The sequence below is a fragment of the Peptostreptococcus sp. MV1 genome (assembly GCF_000758885.1).
Taxonomy (GTDB): Bacteria; Bacillota; Clostridia; order Peptostreptococcales; family Peptostreptococcaceae; genus Peptostreptococcus.
In genome coordinates this window covers 1-22,797 of record NZ_JRNB01000001.1, presented here as the reverse complement: position 1 = coordinate 22,797, position 22,797 = coordinate 1, and the positions used below count along the sequence as shown (strand labels likewise).

General features: G+C 34.5%; 16 protein-coding genes. 1 reads left to right on the top strand and 15 read right to left on the bottom strand.

What is annotated here, in order from left to right:
- Window positions 1-25 precede the first annotated feature (25 nt).
- The 6 genes from HMPREF1639_RS00080 to HMPREF1639_RS00055 form a co-directional block, all read right to left on the bottom strand.
- Entirely contained in the window at window positions 26-4,330 is a 4,305-nt protein-coding gene (locus tag HMPREF1639_RS00080) for a 2-hydroxyacyl-CoA dehydratase (protein WP_036761890.1), read from the bottom strand.
- Window positions 4,331-4,629: 299 nt separating this feature from the next.
- Window positions 4,630-5,652, bottom strand: a complete 1,023-nt coding sequence (gene gap / locus HMPREF1639_RS00075) for a type I glyceraldehyde-3-phosphate dehydrogenase (RefSeq protein ID WP_036761887.1) — start codon at window positions 5,650-5,652, stop codon at window positions 4,630-4,632.
- Between the two features lie 332 nt (window positions 5,653-5,984).
- Window positions 5,985-6,329 (bottom strand): hypothetical protein, encoded by a 345-nt coding sequence (locus HMPREF1639_RS00070; RefSeq protein ID WP_036761885.1) that lies wholly within the window; start codon window positions 6,327-6,329, stop codon window positions 5,985-5,987.
- 121 nt (window positions 6,330-6,450) lie between these two features.
- Window positions 6,451-7,191, bottom strand: a complete 741-nt coding sequence (locus tag HMPREF1639_RS00065) for an alpha/beta hydrolase (protein WP_036761881.1) — start codon at window positions 7,189-7,191, stop codon at window positions 6,451-6,453.
- A 99-nt stretch (window positions 7,192-7,290) separates the two neighbouring features.
- Window positions 7,291-8,448 (bottom strand): cell wall-binding repeat-containing protein, encoded by a 1,158-nt coding sequence (locus HMPREF1639_RS00060; protein WP_036761878.1) that lies wholly within the window; start codon window positions 8,446-8,448, stop codon window positions 7,291-7,293.
- Window positions 8,445-9,830 (bottom strand): exonuclease domain-containing protein, encoded by a 1,386-nt coding sequence (locus HMPREF1639_RS00055; protein WP_036761877.1) that lies wholly within the window; start codon window positions 9,828-9,830, stop codon window positions 8,445-8,447. The genes HMPREF1639_RS00060 and HMPREF1639_RS00055 overlap by 4 nt, the downstream gene beginning before the upstream one ends.
- 110 nt (window positions 9,831-9,940) lie before the next feature.
- Here HMPREF1639_RS00055 and HMPREF1639_RS00050 point away from each other — a divergent pair, with 110 nt between their 5' ends.
- On the top strand, window positions 9,941-10,792 hold the full coding sequence (locus tag HMPREF1639_RS00050) for a YihY/virulence factor BrkB family protein (RefSeq protein WP_052045353.1): 852 nt from the start codon (window positions 9,941-9,943) through the stop codon (window positions 10,790-10,792).
- Window positions 10,793-10,860: 68 nt separating this feature from the next.
- Here HMPREF1639_RS00050 and HMPREF1639_RS00045 read toward each other — a convergent pair whose 3' ends face one another.
- The 9 genes from HMPREF1639_RS00045 to HMPREF1639_RS00005 all read right to left on the bottom strand — a co-directional run bounded on the left by HMPREF1639_RS00045 (window position 10,861) and on the right by HMPREF1639_RS00005 (window position 22,709).
- Window positions 10,861-11,745, bottom strand: coding sequence for a DMT family transporter (locus HMPREF1639_RS00045; protein ID WP_036761876.1), 885 nt, complete (start codon window positions 11,743-11,745; stop codon window positions 10,861-10,863).
- A 75-nt stretch (window positions 11,746-11,820) separates the two neighbouring features.
- Window positions 11,821-16,131, bottom strand: coding sequence for a PolC-type DNA polymerase III (locus HMPREF1639_RS00040; RefSeq protein WP_052045352.1), 4,311 nt, complete (start codon window positions 16,129-16,131; stop codon window positions 11,821-11,823).
- Window positions 16,132-16,148: 17 nt separating this feature from the next.
- Entirely contained in the window at window positions 16,149-16,847 is a 699-nt protein-coding gene (locus tag HMPREF1639_RS00035) for an MBL fold metallo-hydrolase (RefSeq protein WP_036761873.1), read from the bottom strand.
- 215 nt (window positions 16,848-17,062) lie between these two features.
- Window positions 17,063-17,857, bottom strand: a complete 795-nt coding sequence (locus tag HMPREF1639_RS00030; protein WP_036761870.1) for a hypothetical protein — start codon at window positions 17,855-17,857, stop codon at window positions 17,063-17,065.
- A gap of 307 nt (window positions 17,858-18,164) precedes the next feature.
- Window positions 18,165-18,440 (bottom strand): hypothetical protein, encoded by a 276-nt coding sequence (locus tag HMPREF1639_RS09335; protein WP_198021037.1) that lies wholly within the window; start codon window positions 18,438-18,440, stop codon window positions 18,165-18,167.
- A gap of 216 nt (window positions 18,441-18,656) precedes the next feature.
- Window positions 18,657-19,334 carry an ABC transporter ATP-binding protein gene (locus tag HMPREF1639_RS00020; RefSeq protein ID WP_036761855.1) on the bottom strand — a complete coding sequence of 226 codons (678 nt, stop codon included), beginning with the start codon at window positions 19,332-19,334 and terminating at the stop codon, window positions 18,657-18,659.
- A gap of 258 nt (window positions 19,335-19,592) precedes the next feature.
- Window positions 19,593-19,874 (bottom strand): S8 family serine peptidase, encoded by a 282-nt coding sequence (locus HMPREF1639_RS00015; RefSeq protein ID WP_036761852.1) that lies wholly within the window; start codon window positions 19,872-19,874, stop codon window positions 19,593-19,595.
- Window positions 19,840-22,287 carry an FtsX-like permease family protein gene (locus HMPREF1639_RS00010; RefSeq protein ID WP_036761850.1) on the bottom strand — a complete coding sequence of 816 codons (2,448 nt, stop codon included), beginning with the start codon at window positions 22,285-22,287 and terminating at the stop codon, window positions 19,840-19,842. The genes HMPREF1639_RS00015 and HMPREF1639_RS00010 overlap by 35 nt, the downstream gene beginning before the upstream one ends.
- 14 nt (window positions 22,288-22,301) lie before the next feature.
- Window positions 22,302-22,709: an SPASM domain-containing protein gene (locus HMPREF1639_RS00005; RefSeq protein ID WP_036761844.1), complete on the bottom strand. Its 408-nt coding sequence runs from the start codon at window positions 22,707-22,709 to the stop codon at window positions 22,302-22,304.
- Between the last annotated feature and the right edge of the window lie 88 nt (window positions 22,710-22,797).

Here is a 22,797-nt window from a genome sequence, read left to right as displayed (position 1 = left end):
TCTATAATAGAGTACTTATATTATACTATCTATGAAGGTTTAAATCAATTGGTTTAAACCTTGAACCATATATAATATCTTGGCCATTTTTAGTTTCTTTAAAGGCTGTAGCCAACATTAGTTTAATCCTATTTAGCTGGTTGACCGATGTCGCTGATGCGTCATAGTCTATTGGGATTATATTTGCCTTAGGAAATTCCTTCTTTATTCCCTTGATTACACCCTTACCTATAATATGGTTAGGAAGGCAACCAAATGGCTGCATACATATGATATTGTTACATCCTGACTCTAGTAGCTCTAGCATTTCTCCTGGCAATAGCCAGCCTTCACCTGTCTGGTTACCCAGGGATACAAATGACTTTGTAAAGTTTGCTAGGTCGTCTATCTTCTTAGGAGGTTCAAATCTTTTACTTGCCTTAAGGGCCGATGTATAGGTAGCCATATATGTTTCTAGTACCTTGACAACTGCCTTGCTGGCCATCATACTCTTCCAAGATCCTTCTAGGTTTTTGTACTTATAGATGTTATTATAGGCACATGCCATAAAGAAATTAATTAACTCTGGAACAACAGCTTCTGCCCCTTCTTTTTCTAAGATGCCTATCAAGTCATTATTGGCTATAGGGCTAAACTTGACTAGGATTTCTCCTACTAGGCCTACCCTTGGTTTTACTTCATTGCTTATTTCTAGCCTATCAAAATCTGAAACTATGTCCTTGATATTTCTCTTAAACTGCCTAATGCTTGCATCCTTTAGTGAGTCCTTACATTTTTGACACCATTTTTCATATAGTTGGTTGGCACTACCTGGTATCCTTTCATAGGGTCTTACCCTCAGTAGGACCTTCATCAAAAGGTCTCCGTATACTGCCCCCATTACCAGCTTGTTTATAACCTTGATGTTGATTTGTTCTCTAAATCCATTGTCTTCTATACCCTGGGCACTGATGGATACTACTGGTACATTAGGAAAACCTGCAGACTTTAGGGCCTTTCTCAAAAAGGAGATGTAGTTGGTTGCCCTACATCCACCACCTGTCTGTGTCATAAGTACAGTAGTATTGTCCAGGTCGTACTTGCCTGACTTTAGGGCATGTATCAATTGACCAATTACTATTATGGCTGGATAGCAGGCATCATTGTTTACATATCTTAGTCCCTCATCTATTATCTCTGATGAATTGTTGTTTAATATTACTAGATCGAGCCCTGAATCCTGCATGGCCCTCTCAATAAACTGGAATTGAATTGGTGCCATTTGTGGTGCCAAAAGTGTATGCTTGGTATTCAAGCGAGTATTCTTTTGGTATTGGACCTTCTTTTCTTCTAGTTGTGATGGCCTTATACCACTTTGTTCTCTTTCATTGATAGCTGCCTTTAGGGACCTCAGCCTTATCTTGGCTGCACCTAGGTTGTTGCCCTCATCTATCTTGATAACGGTATGTATCTTAGACTTTTCGCTCAGTATATCCTCTACCTGTTCAGTTGTCACGGCATCCAAGCCACATCCAAAAGAGTTTAACTGGACCATATCTAGGTTGTCATGGTTTTTACAGAATTCTGCAGCCTTGTATAGTCTTGAATGATATACCCACTGGTCAACTACCCTTAGAGGCCTATCAATGTGGGCCAGGTGACAAATAGAATCCTCTGATAGGACTGCCATGCCCAAGGAGTTAATCAATTCAGGTATACCGTGGTTGATTTCTGGGTCCAAATGGTAGGGTCTGCCTGCTAGGACTATGCCCTTTAGGTTATTTTCCTCTAGATAGGATACTGCTTCTTCACCTTTTTGTCTCACCTGGGCCTTGAATAGGTCATACTCTCTTGTCGCCATATCAATAGCCTTGTTTATCTCCTCCTGACTAATATCAGGGTAGTGATACTTCATGGCAGAATATATTCTCTTTTTCAACTTATTTTTATTGTTTAGTGTTATGAAGAAATTTATATACTTTATATTGTTTTCTTCAAGTGAATCCATATTACTCTTTATAACTTCCGGATAAGATGTCACCACCGGACAGTTGAAGTGGTTGTCAGACTCTGGGTCTTCCCTAAATTCATGCGTAACAGAAGGGTAGAATATTGTCTTTACTCCCTTTTCTATTAGGTCTTCAATATGTCCGTGAACTAACTTGGCTGGGTAACATACAGTATCTGAAGCAATCGAGCTAATGCCCTTTTCAAATATATCCTTGCTGGACTTTGACGATAAAACTACTGAAAATCCAAGCTGAGTTAAAAATGTATGCCAAAATGGATAATTTTCATACATATTCAGTACTCTTGGGACACCGATTATGCCTCTCTTGGCATCCTGTGGACTTAGTGACTTGTAGTCAAACAGCCTATCATACTTATATTTATATATATTTATGTTTTTCTTGTCTTTTTGTATTTTCTTATGTGTATAGATTGCCTCACCAACCTCACACCTATTGCCTGATACAAATATTTCTGCCTCAGAAAACTTGTTTATAGTCAGCAGGCACTTATTTGAGCATCCCTTACACCTGGTTACACTTGACTCAACTGTGATGTCGTTTAGCTGGTCTATATTCAATATATTAGACCTGATGCCCCTGTATTTTTCTCTAGATATTAAGGCACAACCGAAGGCTCCCATTAGCCCTGCTATATCAGGTCTAGTAACCTCCCTACCTGTCAAGATTTCAAAAGACCTCAAGACTAGGTCATTGTAGAATGTTCCACCCTGGACTACGACATTTTTTCCAAGCTCTTCAACGTCTCTTAGTTTGATAACCTTGAAGAGGGCGTTTTTCACTACTGAATATGCCAAACCTGCAGATATGTCTGCTACTGTCGCCCCTTCCTTTTGGGCCTGCTTGACCCTGGAATTCATAAATACAGTACACCTAGAACCTAGGTCCACCGGATTTTCCGACTCTACTCCCACCTTTGAAAAATCAACTATATCCATATGTAGGGACTTTGAAAATGACTCAAGGAAGGAACCACAGCCGGAAGAACAGGCTTCATTTAAGATAATCTGGTCAATTACCCCATCCTTTATCTTTAGGCACTTCATGTCTTGGCCACCTATATCGAGTATAAAATCCACCTCAGGATCAAAGAACTTGGCAGCCTTGTAGTGGGCAATAGTCTCTATTTCACCTTCATCTATCCTAAGGGCCTTCTTTATCAGCTCTTCACCATAGCCCGTCACAGTAGCCCTAGTGATAGAACATCCTTGTGGTAGCTTAGAATATATATCCTTTAGTATTTTAATACTCATATCTAGGGGACTTCCCTCATTGCTACCATAATGCGAATATAGTATTTGTCCTTGGTCACCTATTAGGACAGCCTTGGTAGTAGTTGAACCAGCATCGATACCAAAGAAACAGTTCCCCTGATAATTTTCTATAGTATCTCTTTTTACACAGGCCTTGGCATGTCTAGCCTTGAAATCATCATAGTCCTTGTCATCCTCAAATAATGGTATTATTTCATCATTATTTGCATCTTCAAGGCTATCCACTCCTTCAACCATATCTATTAATTCTTTGATAGAATATACTCTTTCATTTGACGCCAAAAGTGCTGCCCCCATTGCCACATATAGTTGGGCATTTTCAGGGAAAATAATGTTTTTATCTTCCAATTTCAAGACGTTTGCAAACTGCCTTCTCAACTCTGACAAAAAGTATAGGGGGCCACCTAAAAAGGCTACATTTCCCTCTATTTTTCTACCACAGGACAAAACGCTGACTGTTTGCACGACAACTGCATTGAATATACTCATGGCTATGTCTGACTTGCTGGCTCCATCATTTATAAGGGGTTGTATATCTGTCTTTGCAAATACACCACACCTTGAAGCGATAGGATATATTACCTTGAAATTTTTAGCAAGCTCATTTAGACCTGCAGCATCTGTCTTTAACAGAGATGCCATCTGGTCAATAAAAGCTCCTGTACCGCCTGCACAGATACCATTCATTCTCTGGTCAATACCTCCTGATAGGAAGGTAACTTTTGCATCTTCTCCACCAAGTTCTATAACTACATCTGTGTCTGGATTATAGTGTTCTATAGATTTTGTACTGGAGATAACCTCCTGTTCAAATTTTATACCTATCTTCTTTGATAGACCTATACCACCCGATCCTGTTATAACTGACCTTACACTGATATTACCTATTTTCTTGAAGATATCTCTTAATTGGTCACCAACTGCCTTTTTTACATCAGAAAAGTGCCTTCTATATTCCTTATATAATATTGAATTATCTTCTGACAATACAACTGCTTTAACTGTTGTGGAGCCAATATCTATCCCTAAATTATAGACCTTCTCCATCTTGTACCTCCTCATCGGTAACACACTATATATGCTACCCATCACTCGAATTTTTAAAATTAATACATATATATAGATAAATATTTAAGTATAATTAACTATATATAATACCTATATTATTACATCTAATTATACCACATCTAGACTTTTCTAAAATGAAATTATCTTCATCTTGAGGATAAAAAAACATCATATGCAGAAAAAAGCCACTTATGTTACCATAAGTGACTTTAATAAATTAACTATATTGGGTTTAAATCTTAGAAAATAAATTTATATTTATTTCAGTGAAGAAATTACTATTTTAATTTTTTTGATACCATGTTAACTAGGTCAGCAGTTCTTTCGGCATAACCCCATTCATTGTCATACCAAGATATTACCTTAACTAGTCCATCGCTCATTACCATAGTTGATAGGGCATCTACTATTGAAGACCTCTTGTCGCCCTTAAAGTCTACAGATACTAGTGGCTTGTCACAGTAACCTAATATACCCTTTAATTCGTTTTCAGAAGCTTCCTTTAGGGCTGCATTTATTTCTTCAGCAGTTACGTCCTTCTTCTTTAGGTTTACAACTAGGTCAACTACAGATACAGTCTGAGTTGGAACTCTTAGAGAAAATCCGTTTAGCTTTCCTTCTAGCTGTGGTAGTACTAGTGAAACTGCCTTAGCTGCACCAGTTGTTGTAGGTATTATTGATCCAGCACAAGCTCTAGCCCTTCTTAGGTCCTTATGAGTCTTGTCTAGTACCTGCTGGTCATTTGTATAAGCATGAACTGTAGTCATCATACCATTTTCAATTCCAAACTTTTCATCTATAACCTTGGCTACTGGAGCTAAACAGTTTGTTGTACAAGATGCATTTGATATTATATTGTGTAATTCATGATCGTATTTATCATCATTTACGCCTAGCACTATAGTTATATCTTCCTTCTTTGCAGGGCAAGTGATTACAACCTTCTTTGCTCCAGCATTTATATGTCCCATAGCATCTTCTCTAGTTTTGAACTTGCCAGTATTGTCTATAACTATGTCAACTCCTAGGTCTTTCCAAGGTATTTCAGCTGGAGTAGCAGCTCTAGTGATTGCTATATCTCTTCCGTTTACGTTTATACAATCGTTGTTCTTAACTTCTACCTGTCCATCAAATATACCGTAGCTTGAATCATATTCAAACAGGTGGGCAAGTGTTTCAGCATTTGCTCTGGCATTTATAGCCACTACTTCATATTCATACTTGTCAGCTGCTGCTTCTGTAATCCTTAATACCGATCTACCAATTCTTCCAAATCCGTTTAAACCAACTCTAATCTTCATTATAATCCTCCATATAGTATAGTATATATCAATTTTTTCAACCTTTTAGATATTAGTATATCTCTTTTCTACAAATATTGTATACTATTTATCCGAATAATGCAAGTCTTGTAGGAAAACTTTTTCTGATTTTTTACAAAAGATTTTTTCTACAAAAGCATAGAGTTTATACAAGCCCGATGATATGGCCAATATCTTAGCCTCTCCTATTTTGTACTAATCAGTTAAGATAGGTTAATTTAAGTTTATTGCAAATAAAAAAGAGATTACGCCTGTATTTATACGTCATAATCCCTTTATTGTATAGTATTTATATGTATATCTTATCTATACTATTTTTCTTCTTCTTTTACGATTGCTGCATCATCAAATTTAAGCTCTTCTTTATCAAAGTCCTGCATAGAAACTACAAAACTATCAAGGTCGTCGTTCACTTCTTCATCGTCGCTATCAAAATCACGTGCATTTTTTCTATCAATTAGGTCATCAATAGTTTCTCTAAGAGCTTCTAAATCCTCAAGTTCAAAATCCTCATCATCAAAATCTTCAAAATCACATTCAATGTGTAGCTTTTCACGAAGGAATTCATTTACTTCTACTTCATTTTCCTTGTAAACTTTGTAACCAAGTGCTCCTGCAACTACACCTATGGCAGTTCCAAATAATATTTTTTTCATAATTTACCTCCATTACAACATAAATTTATAAATTTCTAACCAACTATTCAAGTCAGTATCGCCAGAAATTATAGAGATCATTTAATCTTAAATCTTACCTTTGCCTACAACAAAACATAAACTAGGATATTGCTAAACCGCACTCTTTTAAAAACTGCTTTGGCTCTTCAAACATGTACTGCATATGGCTCATACCATCAATTATCTTAATATCACCAGCTCCTAGTGATTTTATTTCTGGAAGATTTATTTTGGCCTTGTCCTTTTCTCCAAAGAGGAATACAATCTTTGTTCCCTCCCTGTAAAGTCTTGATGGCAAGGTATAGTCATAGCAAGAAAAGGCAATTTTCTTAAGACAGTCCTTGTCTATTCCTTTGTAAACATCTATACAATGTTTTTCATCTTCATCTTTTAAATACTTGTATTTTTCAGTTTTACTAAAAAATTTATCTGGATGTTTTTTAAATCCATTAGATGTCTTTTTCATCTCCAGATAAAGTTTTAAACCATGTAAACGACTACATTTCATAGCTGGTGCATCCAGAGCAGCCTTATCTATCTTGAGATTAATATCTTTTAATATCTCAAAAGCTACAGACGCTCCATAAGACGAGCCTAGTAAGAAAGCTATCCTATCTATATTGTGTTCTTCCAACCATTCAAGTATCTTGTCAGATTGACATCTAGCAGATACAAATTCTGAATGAGGGTAGTCAAGCCCTTCCAAGTTTGGTACAACAACGTAGTAATCCTTCGTAAGCAAAGGTAAAATTGTTCTATAGCTGGTAATTCCTGGATAAAAAATGCTGTGCACTAAAAGTGCTACAGGTTTTTCAGGATCACCAAACGTTTCAACCTTCATATTCCAATTCCTCCACACTTATCTTTTATGCCTTCTCACATAATAATACCCCTATTCTCAGCAAATGTAAAGCGTTTTGAAACTTTTTATTCATATATTTTAATTAGTGATTGTTTTTCCGTCATTATCGATGATGGCCTTACCATCAGTGTCTAATCTTACGCCAGCAATTACCTTGTCTCTTTCTAAAATTCCTTCCTCATTATAGTAGTATTTATCATAGCCATACAATGACCTACTTGGTTGGTATAACCATCCCTTAAATAGTCGTCCATCAGAAAATCTATAAGTTTGGCTGGCTGAATCAAATCCTACATCTTCAGAAGATGAGTATGAATAGTGATACTTGTCCATTATAGAATTAACTGTTAGGCCACTTACAGAATTTATACCACCAACTACAACAATACTATCTTTATCAGCACTGCGCTCAACTACATTTGAGTCAACCCTATGTGAGCATAAAAGAAGGCCAGTATCAATCATGCTAGCCATGGATGCTGCAGAGAGAGCATCTGGGAAGTCTCTTCCACTAGCTATAAGTATGTTTTTAGCATTCATCAAGTCAAGTATTTGGTTACAAGTCTGGTATCTATCAGGTCCAGCTATCCTCTTGCCATATGTATTTTGGATTGAATTTGTTCCTCCTACTGTATAGAGAACTCTATAGTCCTTATCTAGGTCAAGCTTTTTTCTACCGTCGATTAAGAGCAAGGCACTATTAGTTTTTGCAACTAGGGCACTTGTAGATAGGGCATCAGGAAAATTTCTGCCATCTGTGATACAGAGTTTTTTTATTCCGGATCTTTCTACAACCTTCATGCTTGTTTCATACCTGTCATTACCCTGTATTCTTTCAACTTTGAAAAATTTGGATAATTCAATTTCATAACCCTTATCTACTGAATTTTCTCCACCAATTATAATTACATTTTCTATGTTTCTATTTATCAAGTCAGCCGTAAATTTCTTATATTGAAAGTCGTCTGATGTTGGTCTTGTCAATATTATATTTGCCTTGAACTTATTAGCTAGACTAACAGCTGAAAGAGCATCTGGAAAATCCTTACCATTTACTACTATAGCAGTGTCTGACCTATGATGGTCAGCTACATTTATAGAAGTCTGGTACCTGTCCACTCCCTCTATTCTCCTAATAGATGCGGCGTCTGATTTAACTAGAAATAGTCCTGTAGATAGCATACCAACAAGTGAATATAGTGCCATTTTTACCAAAATATTTTTATTTAACTTCATACTTCCCCCTCATTTATCGCTATAAATTCCCAAAACTTCTTTTCATTGACTAATTTTATATTGTGCCCAAGTGCTAGATAGGCCAATACTAGCTCATACTCTTTTGAGTCATAAAAAATTGGTTTGTCAAAGCCCTCACCTACGATAATCCAGTCAGTCTGATTGTTTATTTCATCAACTAGTATACCTCCTATACCTTCAACTATTTTACCAATGTTCTCCTTGGGTTCGTAGTTAAAGTCATTATAAAGATATACATTCTTATCCTTGAAATCCAAGGTGCAAGAATTTTCATCTGTTTCTCCATCATCTATGGATACAAAATTTTCCAGTATTGACGCTAGTTCATTTATGGACATAATTCTTATAGATTTTCCTAATTTATTTATGTCTACAACTTTTTTTATAAATTGCTTATCCAGGTCATTTGTATCATAGACAGGATTTTTAACAATATAGTAGTCAGATTCAAGATCTAAAGAAGTGGTTAATTTGAGTTTGTACTCATTTGCTAATCTCTTGAAATCAGGCATATTTTTTAATTTTATTCTGTTTGATAGACATATTTTTGCATTAAAAAGGTCTAAATCCAGCCTATGGTCGTCTATATATGATTGCCTCTTTTTATTCCAATTTTTTGCATTTATATTATTCATAGCCCTATTTTTAAGTATCCTATTTTGCTTTAGTAGGGCCTTTTCCATCCACTTAAAAAACTCTTGTCCATAAGCCTCTACTCCATGCTTTTCTTTCAAATGGTCACCTAGTCTTTGGTAGGAAAGGTGAGTCCTATATGCATCAGATCTAGCCCTATGAGCATCTATGTTTTCTATTCCTAAATATTCACACAGTCTAACCAGCGAAAACTTGTCATCGTATGCAAATTCAGCAAGGTCAAAAGTATCTATGCATGGATTATTAAAATCTATATCTAAAACCCTATCAAAGGCATCCTTAATCTGAAGTATATCATTTGCCATTCCGTGACCTACTACAAGGTGGTCACCTATAAAATCGTAAAATTTTCCTATTACTGAGTATTCATCTTCAGCATCGTGGATCATCTTGTTAGATATACCTGTCAATTCCTCTATGAATTCATCTATATAATAAATCTCTTCACCGTCAACTTTTACTGTAGATTTGATTTTTTTATGTTTATTATTTCTATAGACTATTTTGCTATTGTCCAATATATTGTACTCTGGTGGTTTTACCAGGCTTGAAAACTCATCTACTACTTGACCATCCACCACTTTTATAGCAGATGCTTCAATTATGTACTTGAGAGAATCATTTCCAGTCAATTCCAAATCAATCGCTACATATGTGTTGGGAAGAGTCTCTAAATCGTGATTATATTTATTGCATTTACTCGTCAAAATATTCCTCCTAGAAAACTTCTCCATTTAAATATTATTATATCATATATTAGGTTTTTTAGATTGTAATATGGTAAAATATAATAAAAGTGATATTTATAGGAGGTCAAATGAAACTTATTAAAATATATAATGAAAAAGTCAGACCCTTGGTAAACCAGTTTAATATAGCAGATATGTATTCAAGAGCGGCAGAGGCTGCCTATTATTTGACCCTGTCTATATTTCCATCACTAATGTTTTTGATGTGTGCCTTTGCCTATATGCCAGCTGTAGTTGGCGATTTTGTAGAGACTTCTATTCAGTATAATGTACCAACTGGTGCATCTAATATACTTTTGGCTATTGTAGATTCTGCCATAAAAAATAGGAGCATTAGACTCCTGATTATAACCTTTTTAATTGCCGTATGGACATTTTCTAAGGCCGTCAAGTCTCTTATTACAGGTCAAAATGTTGCCTATAATTTTGAGGAGACTAGGTCATTTATAAGGTTAAATCTGTATGCCTTCCTATATGCCATTGCTTTTTTCTTGGCAGTTATACTGGCAGTAGTCTTTTTAGTATACGGAGGCAAACTAGCTGATATAATCAGGGATAGCCTCGATGAATTTTACCTACTGAGCCTTATATATAACTTTATAAGATTCGTGGTGCCTATTATATTTATACTACTGATTTTTTTGAATTTTTATGTATTTGGACCATGCAAGCCTATAAAAATTAGACAGGCCCTACCAGGTGCCTGCCTTACAACTATTTTATGGGTTGCACTTTCAATAGGATATTCTTTTTATATAGACAGATTTAGTGATTATAAGGAAATATATGGGAATATATCAACCATAATAGTACTGATGACCTGGATATACCTATGCAGCATATCTATCACCATTGGCTACAAGATCAATGCCCTAAACTATTGGAAAGACCATTTGAAAAATGGGAGAAAACTAAAATAAGGAGCTTGAACCCAAGACCCTCAGTAGCTAGTTATATGCTGACTACTGAGGATTTTAGGTCAATCTCCTTATTTTTTTGCCCTATAAAGGGTGTTTCTCTTAGAAAATACAACCATACTAGATATGATGATTATACCACCAATTACTGTACCCATGTTTGGAACCTCTCCCAATACTAGTGAGCCCAATACTGTTGCAAAAAATGGTGTCAAGAAACTAAAATTTGCAACCTCGCTGGTCTTGTCTGCTATGGATAGGGCTATACTCCACAAGAAATAGGCTATGGCACTAGAAAATACACTTAGTACAAGTAATACCAATATATACTTGCCTGATGCAGCCATTAATTCAGCCTTACCCTGCATTGAAAATGGTGATAGAATTAGTATAGAAAACACCATACTGTAGGTAACTATCTCTATACCCCTATAACCGTCCATTGACAGCTTCCTGTTTAGGTTGTTGTAGATTGAAAATAGGACTGATGCACACAGGGTCCATATCATACCTGTATTAACTGATAGGACTCCATCCCACAGCATCATAATCAGGACTCCTCCAAAGGCTGTAATCATGGATATCCAACCAATCTTATTAATCTTTTCTCCGTATATCTTGCTCGATTCAATTGCTGTCAGTATTGGAGTTAGGGCAATTATAATACTTGAGGATGCAGATGTAATGGTCTGTATCCCCTTGTTAAATACAAATAAATAGACACCAAAGCCACAAGCTGCTGACAATAGCAACCAGCCTATGTCCTTGACCTTGGGCATCCTTATATTGGTAAATACACCAATTATAAGTAGGACAATAGATGCTATACAAACCCTTAAAAATCCTAGGGAATAGGGTGTGAAATGTTGCATCGCAACCTTGGAAAATGGGAATGCTAGGGCCCAAAATGATATGGTTGCCAGTCCCAAAAGGTTGACCTTTAATTTTTTATTCATAACTACCTAACCTCTCTTCCTTATATACTCACCCTCTTTTTTGATTGTAACACTATTTTCAAGAGTATACAAAGGTTAAAAGAATGATAACTGATTTTTTTCACTCATGCCATCGAGAGAACCATGTTCTGATAACTTTTCAACAACTGTTTTAGACAGCTTTGTCCTCTTTATCAGGTCTTCCTTTGACAGGAAGCTACCGTCCTTTCTGGCCTCAACTACACTGAGTGCCGCATTTTCCCCCATGCCCTGCAAAGATACCATAGGTGGAAGTATTTTCTTTGGTGCATATATCTTGAATTCCTTGGCATCCGACTCATATATGTCTATATGCATAAATTCCAGACCTCTGGCATACATTTCTACTACAACCTCTAATATAGTATACTGGGAATTTTCTTTGGTAGTAGCCTTGGTTCCCAATTCTTTTATTTCTTCTAGCCTAGCCTTGACCTTGTCAATACCTGATGTAATAAGTTCGATATCAAAATCGTCAACCTTGGTAGTAAAATAGGTTGCATAGAAGGCTTCAGGGTAGTTGACCTTGCAGTAGGCTATCCTAAAGGATGTCATTACATAGGCTACTGCGTGGGCCTTTGGAAACATATATTTTATTTTCTTACATGATGATATATACCAGTCAGGAACCTCATTTTCTATCATGGCGGCCTCATGCTCTGGCTTTAGGCCCTTTCCCTTTCTTACACTCTCCATGATTGTAAAGGCCATCTTAGGCTTTAGACCCTTGAATATCAAATAGTTCATAATGTCATCACGTGTAGAGATTACCTCCTTTAGACCAACTACATTGGCCCTGACTAGGTCCTGGGCATTGTTCAACCATACATCGGTGCCATGTGAAAGACCGGCTATCCTGACTAATTCGGCAAAGGTAGTAGGCTTGGTATCTACCAACATCTGTCTGGTAAACTTGGTACCAAATTCTGGTATGGCCATAGAGCCCACTGTAGTCCCATCTATATCTTCTGGCTCAATGCCTAGGGCCTTGGTAGATGTAAATAGGGACATTGTCTCTGGATCATCAAGTGGTATATCAGTTATCTTTATACCAGTCATATCCTCTAGCATCCTGATGATGGTCGGACCGTCGTGTCCAAGTATATCTAGCTTTAATATTCTACCACTGATTGAGTGGTAGTCAAAGTGGGTCGTAATTACCCCTGATGACTTGTCATTGGCAGGATACTGTACTGGCGTAAAGTCATGAACGTTCTTGTAATCAGGTATTACCATTACACCTCCTGGGTGCTGGCCCGATGTCCTCTTTACCTCTGTACATCCTTTGGTCAACCAAGTCATTTCAGCATTTGTAAGATCTAGGTGGTTTTCCCTAGAAAAGTTCTTTACATAACCAAAGGCAGTCTTTTCCTGGACCGTACCAATCGTACCTGCCCTGTAGGTATAGCCCTCTCCGAAGAGCTCTTCTGTGTACTTATGTATGACAGGCTGGTAGGTACCTGAGAAGTTAAGGTCTATATCAGGTTCCTTGTCACCTTCAAAGCCTAGGAAAACTTCAAATGGTATGTCTTGACCTTCCTTGATCATCTGGCTACCACAAATTGGGCATTTCTTATCTGGTAGGTCTATACCAGAGCCGTACTCACCTATGGCAAAAAACTCTGAATGCTTACATTCTTCATTTGGACAAATATAGTGGGCTGGTAGGGGGTTTACCTCAGTTATATCGCTCATAGTAGCTGCAAATGAGGAACCAACAGACCCTCTTGAACCAACCAAATATCCATCTGATAAGGACTTGGCAACCAGCTTATTGGCGATTATATACATAACGGCATATCCATTACCGATGATTGAGTTTAGCTCCCTATTTAACCTCTTTTCCACTATCTCTGGCAGGGGGTCACCATATATCTTTCTGGCCTTGTCAAAGCACATTTGCCTCAGTTCTTCCTCTGACCCCTCTATCCTAGGTGGATAGGTCTCTTCTGGTATTGGAATTATATCCTCTATCATGTCAGCTATTAAATTTGAATTCTCCACTACCACCCTGTAGGCAGTCTCTGGCCCTAGGTATTGGAACTCCTCCAACATTTCATCTGTAGTTCTAAAGTGAAGAGATTCTATGTCCTTCTTGTATTTGGGAATTTGAGAATACTTGAGTACACTCCTATAGACCCTTTCGTATGCTTCTAGGGTATGTACATCCCCAGTGGCAACTACCGGTTTGCCCGATTGGTCACCTAGGTCCACTAACTTCTTGTTTATATCTCTCAACTCTTCGTAGGTTTTCACTTCTCCTGACTCTACAAGGTACTTGATATTGTCAAGGGGCATAATCTCTATAAAATCATAAAATTCTAGGATTTTTTCTATTTCCTGCCTGCTCTTGTTCCTCTGAACTGCACTGAATAGTTCTCCGCTTGAACAGGCACTTCCAATTATTAGGCCATCTCTCTTTTCCTTGATGATACTCTTGAGCATAAGGGGTTGCCTATAAAAATGGTTTATATGAGAGTCACTAATAAGCTCATAGAGATTTCTTAATCCCTGATAGTCCTTGGCGTATATAGTGGCATGGCTAGGCCTCAACTTTGTATGGTCAATCTTACCGTAGACCCTATTTATGTCTGATAATTTTTCAACCCCGTCCTTCTTCATCATACTGATAAATCTCAGGAATATCTGGGCAGTTGCCTCGGCATCATTTACTGCCCTATGGTGGCCACTTAGGTTGACCCCTAGGTCCTTGGCCAACCTATCAAGGGTAAACCTCTTCATATGTGTCATCAAGACCCTGGCTAGTAGCAGGGTATCCAATTTTTCGTGCTGGTAGTCCAGGCCAACTTCACTGCACTTCTGGGCTATAAAGCCTGTATCGAAGTCAGCATTGTGGGCTACAAGTATTGAATCCTTGGCAAAATCCATAAATTTTTTGAGAGCTTCCTCAATATAGGGTGCATCTTCTACCATCTCATTTGTGATGCCTGTTAGCTCCTGTATAAGGTAGGGTATATCCATCCTTGGATTGACAAAGGTCGAAAACCTCTCCTTTATCTTGCCACCCTCTAATAAAACTGCACCTATTTCTGTAATATTATCGCCTGTAACCGAAAATCCCGTTGTCTCTATATCAAAAACTACAAATCTCTGGTCAAAGCCCCTGTCATTTGGATTTTGAACTATATCGAGGTCGTCATCAACCACATAGGCCTCAACCCCGTATATTACCTTGATATCCTTGCCCTTTGATGCATTCATGGCATCTGGAAAGGCCTGAACTATACCATGGTCTGTAATTGCTATAGCCTTGTGACCCCAGTCTAGGGCCCTGGCAATTAGTTTTTTTACTGGTACAACTGAGTCCATAGAGGACATCTTGGTATGGGCATGTAGTTCTACCCTCTTAACCGGTGCCTCGTCAAGTCTAGGCTTTTTTTCCTGACTCCTTATGCCTGTTACCGTCATCTCTATTTCATCAGTGTAGGAACTAATTATAATGTCTCCCTTTAACCTGATATATGATCCTACCTTTGTAGCCCCCATGACACGGTCCTTGTTGGTATCGTTTAGTTGTAGCTTACAAAGTAGGGCATCTGTGGTATCAGTGACAAAAATAGAATACATAATTTTGCCACTTCTCAAGCTCACCTCTTCAGTATTAAATACCTCTCCCTCTATACATACAGTACGAGAGTTCTCATTTAATCTGTATATCTTGACGAGGTCTGCCATGACATTTTCTCCATATACCATATTGGGGTCTATATAGTCCCTGTCTAACTTGTATTTTTCTTCTTTTTCCGGTTCTGGAAAATTATCTACTTGGAGCCTAGATACATAGTCCTCCACTTCCCTATCCCTAGAATCAATTATTTTTTCTATGTGACCTAGTTTGTCTATGTTAAGATTTTTTTTAGCTACTTCAAAAAGAACCTCTATATCTCTATTTAGCTGCCTTTTTACAATAGCACATATTTTTTTGTCTATTTCCTTGTCGACCAGCCTAGTAAGAATATATTCATCCGGAGCCTTAATTTTTAAAATATTTCCACTGGTCATATGTTCTAAATCATCATGTACAAATAAAAGCGGTATGCATGAATATATCAATTCTTTGATATTTGGCCAATAACGTTTCATTATATCTTTTAAGGATTTTTTTTCTAGACCTGTAAATCTACATTCAAGTTTTACAGAATTTAAGGGTGGGCAAAGTTTGTTTTTCACCTTATTTTCCAACCTGGCAAGCCTATCCTCTAGTATGATTTCATCTGAAGTCAGATAAATATGGCAGGTTTGGCTTTCTTTATCTAGTATAGATTTTTCTATTTCAGTTTTGTCAAATTCTTCCAAGATATTCTTGTTGTCCAGACCAATATTCACTAAAAAATCACAAAGCTTCATATATGCTCCTTTCTTAATTAATCTAAGGCTATCCCCTCCATAGGTATCTTGTCCGTATCCACTAGGTTGATAGCAGTAAGTAGTTGACTGTGCTTATTTCTAAACTTGTCTATAACCTCAAACTTGTTCCAACAGTGCATAGGAACTAGGTGTCTAGGTTTAGTCTTTTCTATAAAGTACTTCATGCCCCAGTCAAATCGTTCTGCCTGTCTAGGGTCTAGTGGTACCATGGCAAGGTCAATTTCCATGCCAGCCATCTTGTCTATTTCCTTTTTGAAGTTTCTTGTCAATTCTTCAAATTCTTCTTCTGTCTCAAAACCTACCCAGGTCCACCAGTTTAGGTCTCCTGCATGGTAGATAGTCATTCCCTTGTAGGAAATCATATAGGCCAAACCTAGGTCAGTACTCATGTATGTCTGAACTCCCAATTCATCAAAATAGTACTCCATATTGGCCTCTAGTGAATAGGACCTATCGGCATCTTCCTGTCTTTTGGGAACCACATCGCTTGACAGTATATATTCTACATCCTTATGGTCTTCAAATAGTTGGAATATATCTTCATTGAAGTGGTCACCATGACTATGACTAACAAAGACGTATAATTTTTTATCCTTATCCATATCAGGTAATTGACCCATGTAGTAGTCAAAGAGCATATAGGCACTATCTAACTCCAATAAGAAGCCACTATGGTATATATATTTTAAATTCATAATTTATCCTCCTTGATTATATAAACATAATTATACCACAGACCCCAAATCATAGCCATACTTGCCAATAAGCATATTGGGCGGTCCTCTATTAAAATGTGGTTTAATTTTTTACTAGGAGAATATGTAAAAATAGAAAAAAGGCAACAGGTCACATTTTAGTTATACCTGTTACCTCTCATATATTCTTTTATTAGGCCAAATAGACCTTAATATTAGTTATTATGACTATGGTTGTCGTGATCATGATGGTGACCGCAAGAACAAGAACCTTGTCCATGAGAATGACCCTTATTTAAAACATGTAATCTGCCCTGATTCTGAGACTTTTTAAATTCAATCAAGGCATCATACCTATTCTCTTCCTTCTCATCTATATCACTTACATTTTTTGACTTTTCTAAAAGATCATCTAGCATTTCTACACTTATATGAGATAACTTGTCTATATCATTTGCCAGCATTTCTGAGAATTTTGAATCAACTTCCCTGCTTTTTTTGTAAACATATCCAGCTAAACTAAGTATGCCAGATAAGCCCTCGATATATTCTAAAGACTTTCTAAACTGGTTTAGTTCTGCTACTCCCTTGGCCCTAGATTTCATATCAATGTCTGAGTTTAGGGCAAAAGAATCTAGTAATGAATTCTTGACGAATTCTAATACTACCATCAAAGTGCTTACCATATCTACTCCACTCAAATTTTTGTTGTATGCTACTTCATAAATTATCTGTTTACCAGTCATAAATGTATTAGGCTGATAGGCTTCTATTTTTAGATTGACCCTACCTAGGTCTGTAACCCTATCCAAAACCTTGTCAAATCTTCCTGCCAATACATCAACTGCTTCCATCTCATCTGTATCATTCATCAACATAAGGTTATACTCACTCACTATTATAGACAAAATCCTTATCAAGTCAATAGGACCTGTTTCATGCTTTTCATCTACCTCAAATATATTTTTCTTAACATCAATATTTATTTCTATTGTATTTACCTTTTTCATCTCTTCCTCCTGATTTTCTTGTAATTCAACATATGTATATAGACAAATTTTAGAATAAATAAACCTATTTGTGTAAATATTTTATAAAAATTCCAAAATTGCAATATCAATTTGTACATCCATTTTGTGTGAGATAAGCTGTTCGCTTTGTTAGCCATAAAATCAACTTTCTATTCGTATTATTGAGCTTGAACAATTCAATTATACTACGGAATGGTGATTTTTTTGTATAACATCTGTCGCGCACCCGCATAGCGGGTGGATTATTGTTTCGCACGCTTTGCAGCTCAACTAATACAATTTATTTTCAACTATTATTCGAATTTTCTTCATACATTTTCCTATACAATCCATTTATATTAATCAACTCATCATGACTACCATATTCAACTATCTTACCTTCATTCATAACGTATATTTCATCTGCATCTTTAATTGTAGATAATCTATGAGCTATCATGATGACAATCTTATTATCTAAATATTTACTAAGACGACTAAATATATTATATGATTTAAAATTCGTAATCTGAGTTTTATACCTACATTGTTCCTCATAAAAGAATACAAATATTTCAAGCATATATCCACAAGTATAGATACGGCTGAAAATATTATAAACATAGATAAAAATAAAAACAAACCTTCAATATTTTTTCCTATTATTCCATTATCTATTATATTCTTAGCGAACAATGGCAAAACCAAATCTGTTATGGTAACTATAAAAACAAGTAAAATAGATAGAAGAAATTTTTTTCTATTATTTTTATATACAAAACTTATAAATCTATTTAAATTATTTTTTGACATCATCTACTACCTTACCATCACAAATAGTAATTACTCGATCAGCTTCATTGGCTATATCATTGTTATGCGTAATCATAACAAGTGTCTTATTAAAGTCTCTTACAGTAGATTTCAATAAGTCCATAACCTCAAGCGTAGTCTTACTATCCAAATTTCCAGTAGGCTCATCTGCAAATATCACAGATGGCTTGTTTGATAATGCACGTGCTATTGCAACCCTCTGTTGCTGTCCACCGGATAATTCATTAGGAAACTTCTTTAATTGACTTTCTAAGCCAACCTTCTCTATAATCCTATTTATGTACTCTTCATCAGGCTTTTTCCCATCTAATGATACTGGTAGAATTATATTATCATATACATTTAAAACCGGTATCAAGTTAAAACTCTGAAAAATAAATCCAAACTCTTCTCTTCTTATCCTAGATAGGTATACATCACTTAAAGTATAAATGTCTATATCGTCTAAAAATACATTGCCACTGGTAGGCCTATCTAGACCTGCTATACAATGCAAAAGTGTAGATTTACCTGATCCACTAGCCCCTATAACTGCAGTAAACTTTGAACTTTCTATATCTATTGATATACCATCTACAGCTTTTACAAGATTGTCATTTTTACCATAATACTTCTTTATATCCTTGATCTTTAGTGTTTTCATAAAAATAACCTCCTAAATTATTCTCTATTACGTTTCAATATTACAATCAACGTAAAAAAACGATTTACATTTAATATATTTCTTTTCCCATAAACACCAACTACATTGCTAAACAACGAAGGATAAGATGACCATGAATCATTATCTACTGAAGATATTATTATGGTTCCTCTGTTTTTTATATTTTTTAATAAAGATTGAATATACTCAAAATCATTTATGGAAATTTTGTCTTTTTAAAAGGCATGCTAATATTAATCAGTTTGGTTTTTTTTGTTCAAGTATTTTTTCCAAAGCTAATATTAGCTGTTCAATGTGAGAATTACCCTCTTTATCAGAGATTTTATAAATGTCAAAAATTGAATCAGGACAATATTTCAATATAGTTGAAGCACACAACGTACCATGACCATTATCATCTATAATTTCATTAGATTCAAATATATAGTTGTCCTTGATATATAAATGGCAAAAATTGTTTATAGACTTTTCAAATACATGGTTTTTAATAATTCCAGAATCTATAATCGCTATTTTCATATCTCACTCCTTTATTAAAATGAAGAAATAATAAATATCCGACTAACCATAAAATATAATTTAATATTATCGTAAAACAAATATACTTTAAATTAAATGCAAAATATTTGGTGTAGAAATCATTCGCCTTGAAATATTCATATATATACCATTCTGTTGGTAGAGAAAATAATACTATTATTAATGTCATTAGCATTAATAACGTTATTGTTTTTTCAATAAATATTCTTCTTATAGCTGTTTTTGATATTCCAAGGTACTCCACTATTTGCAAGTTTCTATATATTTTTCTATATATCTTTAAGTATAGTGATAGACCTATAATAAATAATATTAAATATATGCATATAGAAATAAATATATTGATCTTTTCGTGTATTTCTGAACTATCCAACATCAACGCTCTTTCATCATATTTATTAACTATATTGAAGTTATATTTTGATAATATAGTGTTTAAGTCTTCTACAGCCTGATTTATATTGCATTGAGGGTTAATATTTAAATTTATTGAGTTAAATTTTATATCTCCAAAAATTTTTTTGTATGCATGTATATTTAAAATTATCTGTGGGCAATCATTTTTAGTGTAAAAATTTCCAGTATACATTAAATTATTTGTATGATGTATCACGTCAAAATCCAGTTGCTTTGTTGGTTTTTCAGTACCATATATATAGTTTTCGGAATAGGGTTCTTTAACTTGATTATATAAAAAAGTTATGTTTTTTTTATTTTTCAAATCATTAAATCTTTCTGGCAAATATAGTAGCGCAGCATTTTTCGCTTTTATCTTCGAATAATTATTTTTAATTATTTCATCATTAAATGCATAAACCGAAGATTTAATATATAGTGAATTTCCATCTTTAATAACAGCACCCCTTAAACTATTTTTATAGTTACCATTTAATTGGTTTATCGTAAAATTATCTAAGTTTGTGTTTGATATTTCAATACGTCCCATTAATTGAGCAGAGGCCAGTACTTCTTTAAAAACTAATTTATTATTGCTGTCTCTAAGGTTTTGTATTCTTTTCAAATCGATTTCGCTTATTCCAGTAGAGTTAATATCCACTGGTTCTATAGCTACATCATAGTTATAACCTTCTTCAAAAGATGAAATTAACTCTTTATTGTGATACTGCATCAAATTCGAATAATACAAAAATGATATCAAAACAATAGAAGAAATAATTTGTAAAAATGCAAATAATATATACATAAATTTATCACTCTTTATATATAGGGATATAACTTCACGTAATGCAGGTTTATTCGTATTCAAAGTATAGGTTTTAGGTTTCCTATATTTTTCTTTTCTATTCAGTGAATGATCTTCACCCAGTTTTATTTTAAAATATTTATATGATGATATGATAATAGCTATAATTAAAGAAAAGATAATAGGTAAAATAAATTTATAACTCCAATAAGTAGGGCTTATATTTTTATTCAGAAGTTCTTGATTAAAAATATAAAGTTTATTTTTAATCAAGAAAAAAAGTATACATGAAGATAAATATCCTATAGTTAAAGAAGTCGCCATCATGATAATATTTTCACATAAAATTATGCTTGCAATTTTTCTTTTACTACACCCCAATAAATATGCAATTGAAAAGAAATTTTTATCATCATTATAGTATATGAAATAAAGTATAACTAATAATATAGTTAAAAATATACCCAATACTAATAAATATTTTAAATCTAAAAAAGTCAAATGATATTTATTTGTGAGAAGATCATTCAGCTCGTAATTAATCTTTACAGCATCCTTTTCTAATTCATAGGTTTTGTTCAAGAAATTAGAATATGAATAGTTGTATTTATATGTAATCAAATGAATATAATTATAACAATTAATATTTTTATTGGATTTTGTATAAAACAAATAGTTATTTCTTAATTTATTGGCTGTGATATTACTTGATATACCGACTAATTTCATATCGATATTTAAGTTATTAATGATATCTCTAAAAATATAGTGATTATTAATTTTTAGACCAAGAGAATCACAGACCCATTTTTCAGCAACAAATTCATTCTCTTTATTATATAAATGACCCTCTAAAATACTAGAATTATACAAATCTAAAATATTCTTTGTTGATGAATTTAGTTGAATATTTTTTTCGTTATATTTGATAACTTTTTCTATATTCTCACAATAAATATTTTTGATATCTTTAGACTTTTCAAGTTTATTGATTGTACTTTTATCAACATTCAATAGTATAAAGTTACTTTTTCCCCTAAAACGAATCACATCATTTATCTGTGTTTCTAATATTGAAAATTTAAATAATAGAATAGTAAAAAATGTTAAAAACAGTACTGATAAGCAAATTAATGAAACTTTATTGTTTTTAATTCGGTTGTATAATAATTTATTTAAAGATTTCATACCTACCTCCAAATTTAATTAACTAAGAATGGCTTAACTTTTGAACACAAACCATCAAATGTATTTGTACTTTTTATTTCTAACTTAGATGCAGGACAAGTCCAACAAAATTCTTTAACAGGACAAGACTTACAACTATCGAAGTAGTTGTTGTTATTTATTGCACAGACATCATCTATTGAATCTAAATTAAATTCAATAGAACTTAATTTATCTATTAAGATATTCCCTAGTAAAAATGATCTGTCTGAAAGATTAGGACATGGATAAATATCAGCATTATTCTTTATAAAAAACTCATTTTTTCCTGCAGAACAGTTAGAAACAAAAAATTCGTTCCAATTCTTTTTAAAATAGTAGTTTGGCACGAAAAAATCATCATTGCCTATATTTTGAAAAAAACTTTTATTTTTTTCACCCAAAATTGCAATATCAATTTGTAGACTTTTTTGTCATTCCTGCCAAAATATCAGAACTTGACCTGAAATATATGTCAAGACTAGGCTTAGC

Coding starts and splice junctions, on each gene's coding strand:
- HMPREF1639_RS00030 (WP_036761870.1), bottom strand. CDS start 17,857: ATGAAAAAGGTAAATACAATAGAAATAAATATTGATGTTAAGAAAAAT.
- HMPREF1639_RS00060 (WP_036761878.1), bottom strand. CDS start 8,448: ATGAAGTTAAATAAAAATATTTTGGTAAAAATGGCACTATATTCACTT.
- HMPREF1639_RS00050 (WP_052045353.1), top strand. CDS start 9,941: ATGAAACTTATTAAAATATATAATGAAAAAGTCAGACCCTTGGTAAAC.
- HMPREF1639_RS00045 (WP_036761876.1), bottom strand. CDS start 11,745: ATGAATAAAAAATTAAAGGTCAACCTTTTGGGACTGGCAACCATATCA.
- HMPREF1639_RS00015 (WP_036761852.1), bottom strand. CDS start 19,874: ATGAAAATAGCGATTATAGATTCTGGAATTATTAAAAACCATGTATTT.
- gap (WP_036761887.1), bottom strand. CDS start 5,652: ATGAAGATTAGAGTTGGTTTAAACGGATTTGGAAGAATTGGTAGATCG.
- HMPREF1639_RS00035 (WP_036761873.1), bottom strand. CDS start 16,847: ATGAATTTAAAATATATATACCATAGTGGCTTCTTATTGGAGTTAGAT.
- HMPREF1639_RS00070 (WP_036761885.1), bottom strand. CDS start 6,329: ATGAAAAAAATATTATTTGGAACTGCCATAGGTGTAGTTGCAGGAGCA.
- HMPREF1639_RS00040 (WP_052045352.1), bottom strand. CDS start 16,131: ATGAAGCTTTGTGATTTTTTAGTGAATATTGGTCTGGACAACAAGAAT.
- HMPREF1639_RS09335 (WP_198021037.1), bottom strand. CDS start 18,440: ATGCTTGAAATATTTGTATTCTTTTATGAGGAACAATGTAGGTATAAA.
- HMPREF1639_RS00020 (WP_036761855.1), bottom strand. CDS start 19,334: ATGAAAACACTAAAGATCAAGGATATAAAGAAGTATTATGGTAAAAAT.
- HMPREF1639_RS00065 (WP_036761881.1), bottom strand. CDS start 7,191: ATGAAGGTTGAAACGTTTGGTGATCCTGAAAAACCTGTAGCACTTTTA.
- HMPREF1639_RS00010 (WP_036761850.1), bottom strand. CDS start 22,287: ATGAAATCTTTAAATAAATTATTATACAACCGAATTAAAAACAATAAA.
- HMPREF1639_RS00080 (WP_036761890.1), bottom strand. CDS start 4,330: ATGGAGAAGGTCTATAATTTAGGGATAGATATTGGCTCCACAACAGTT.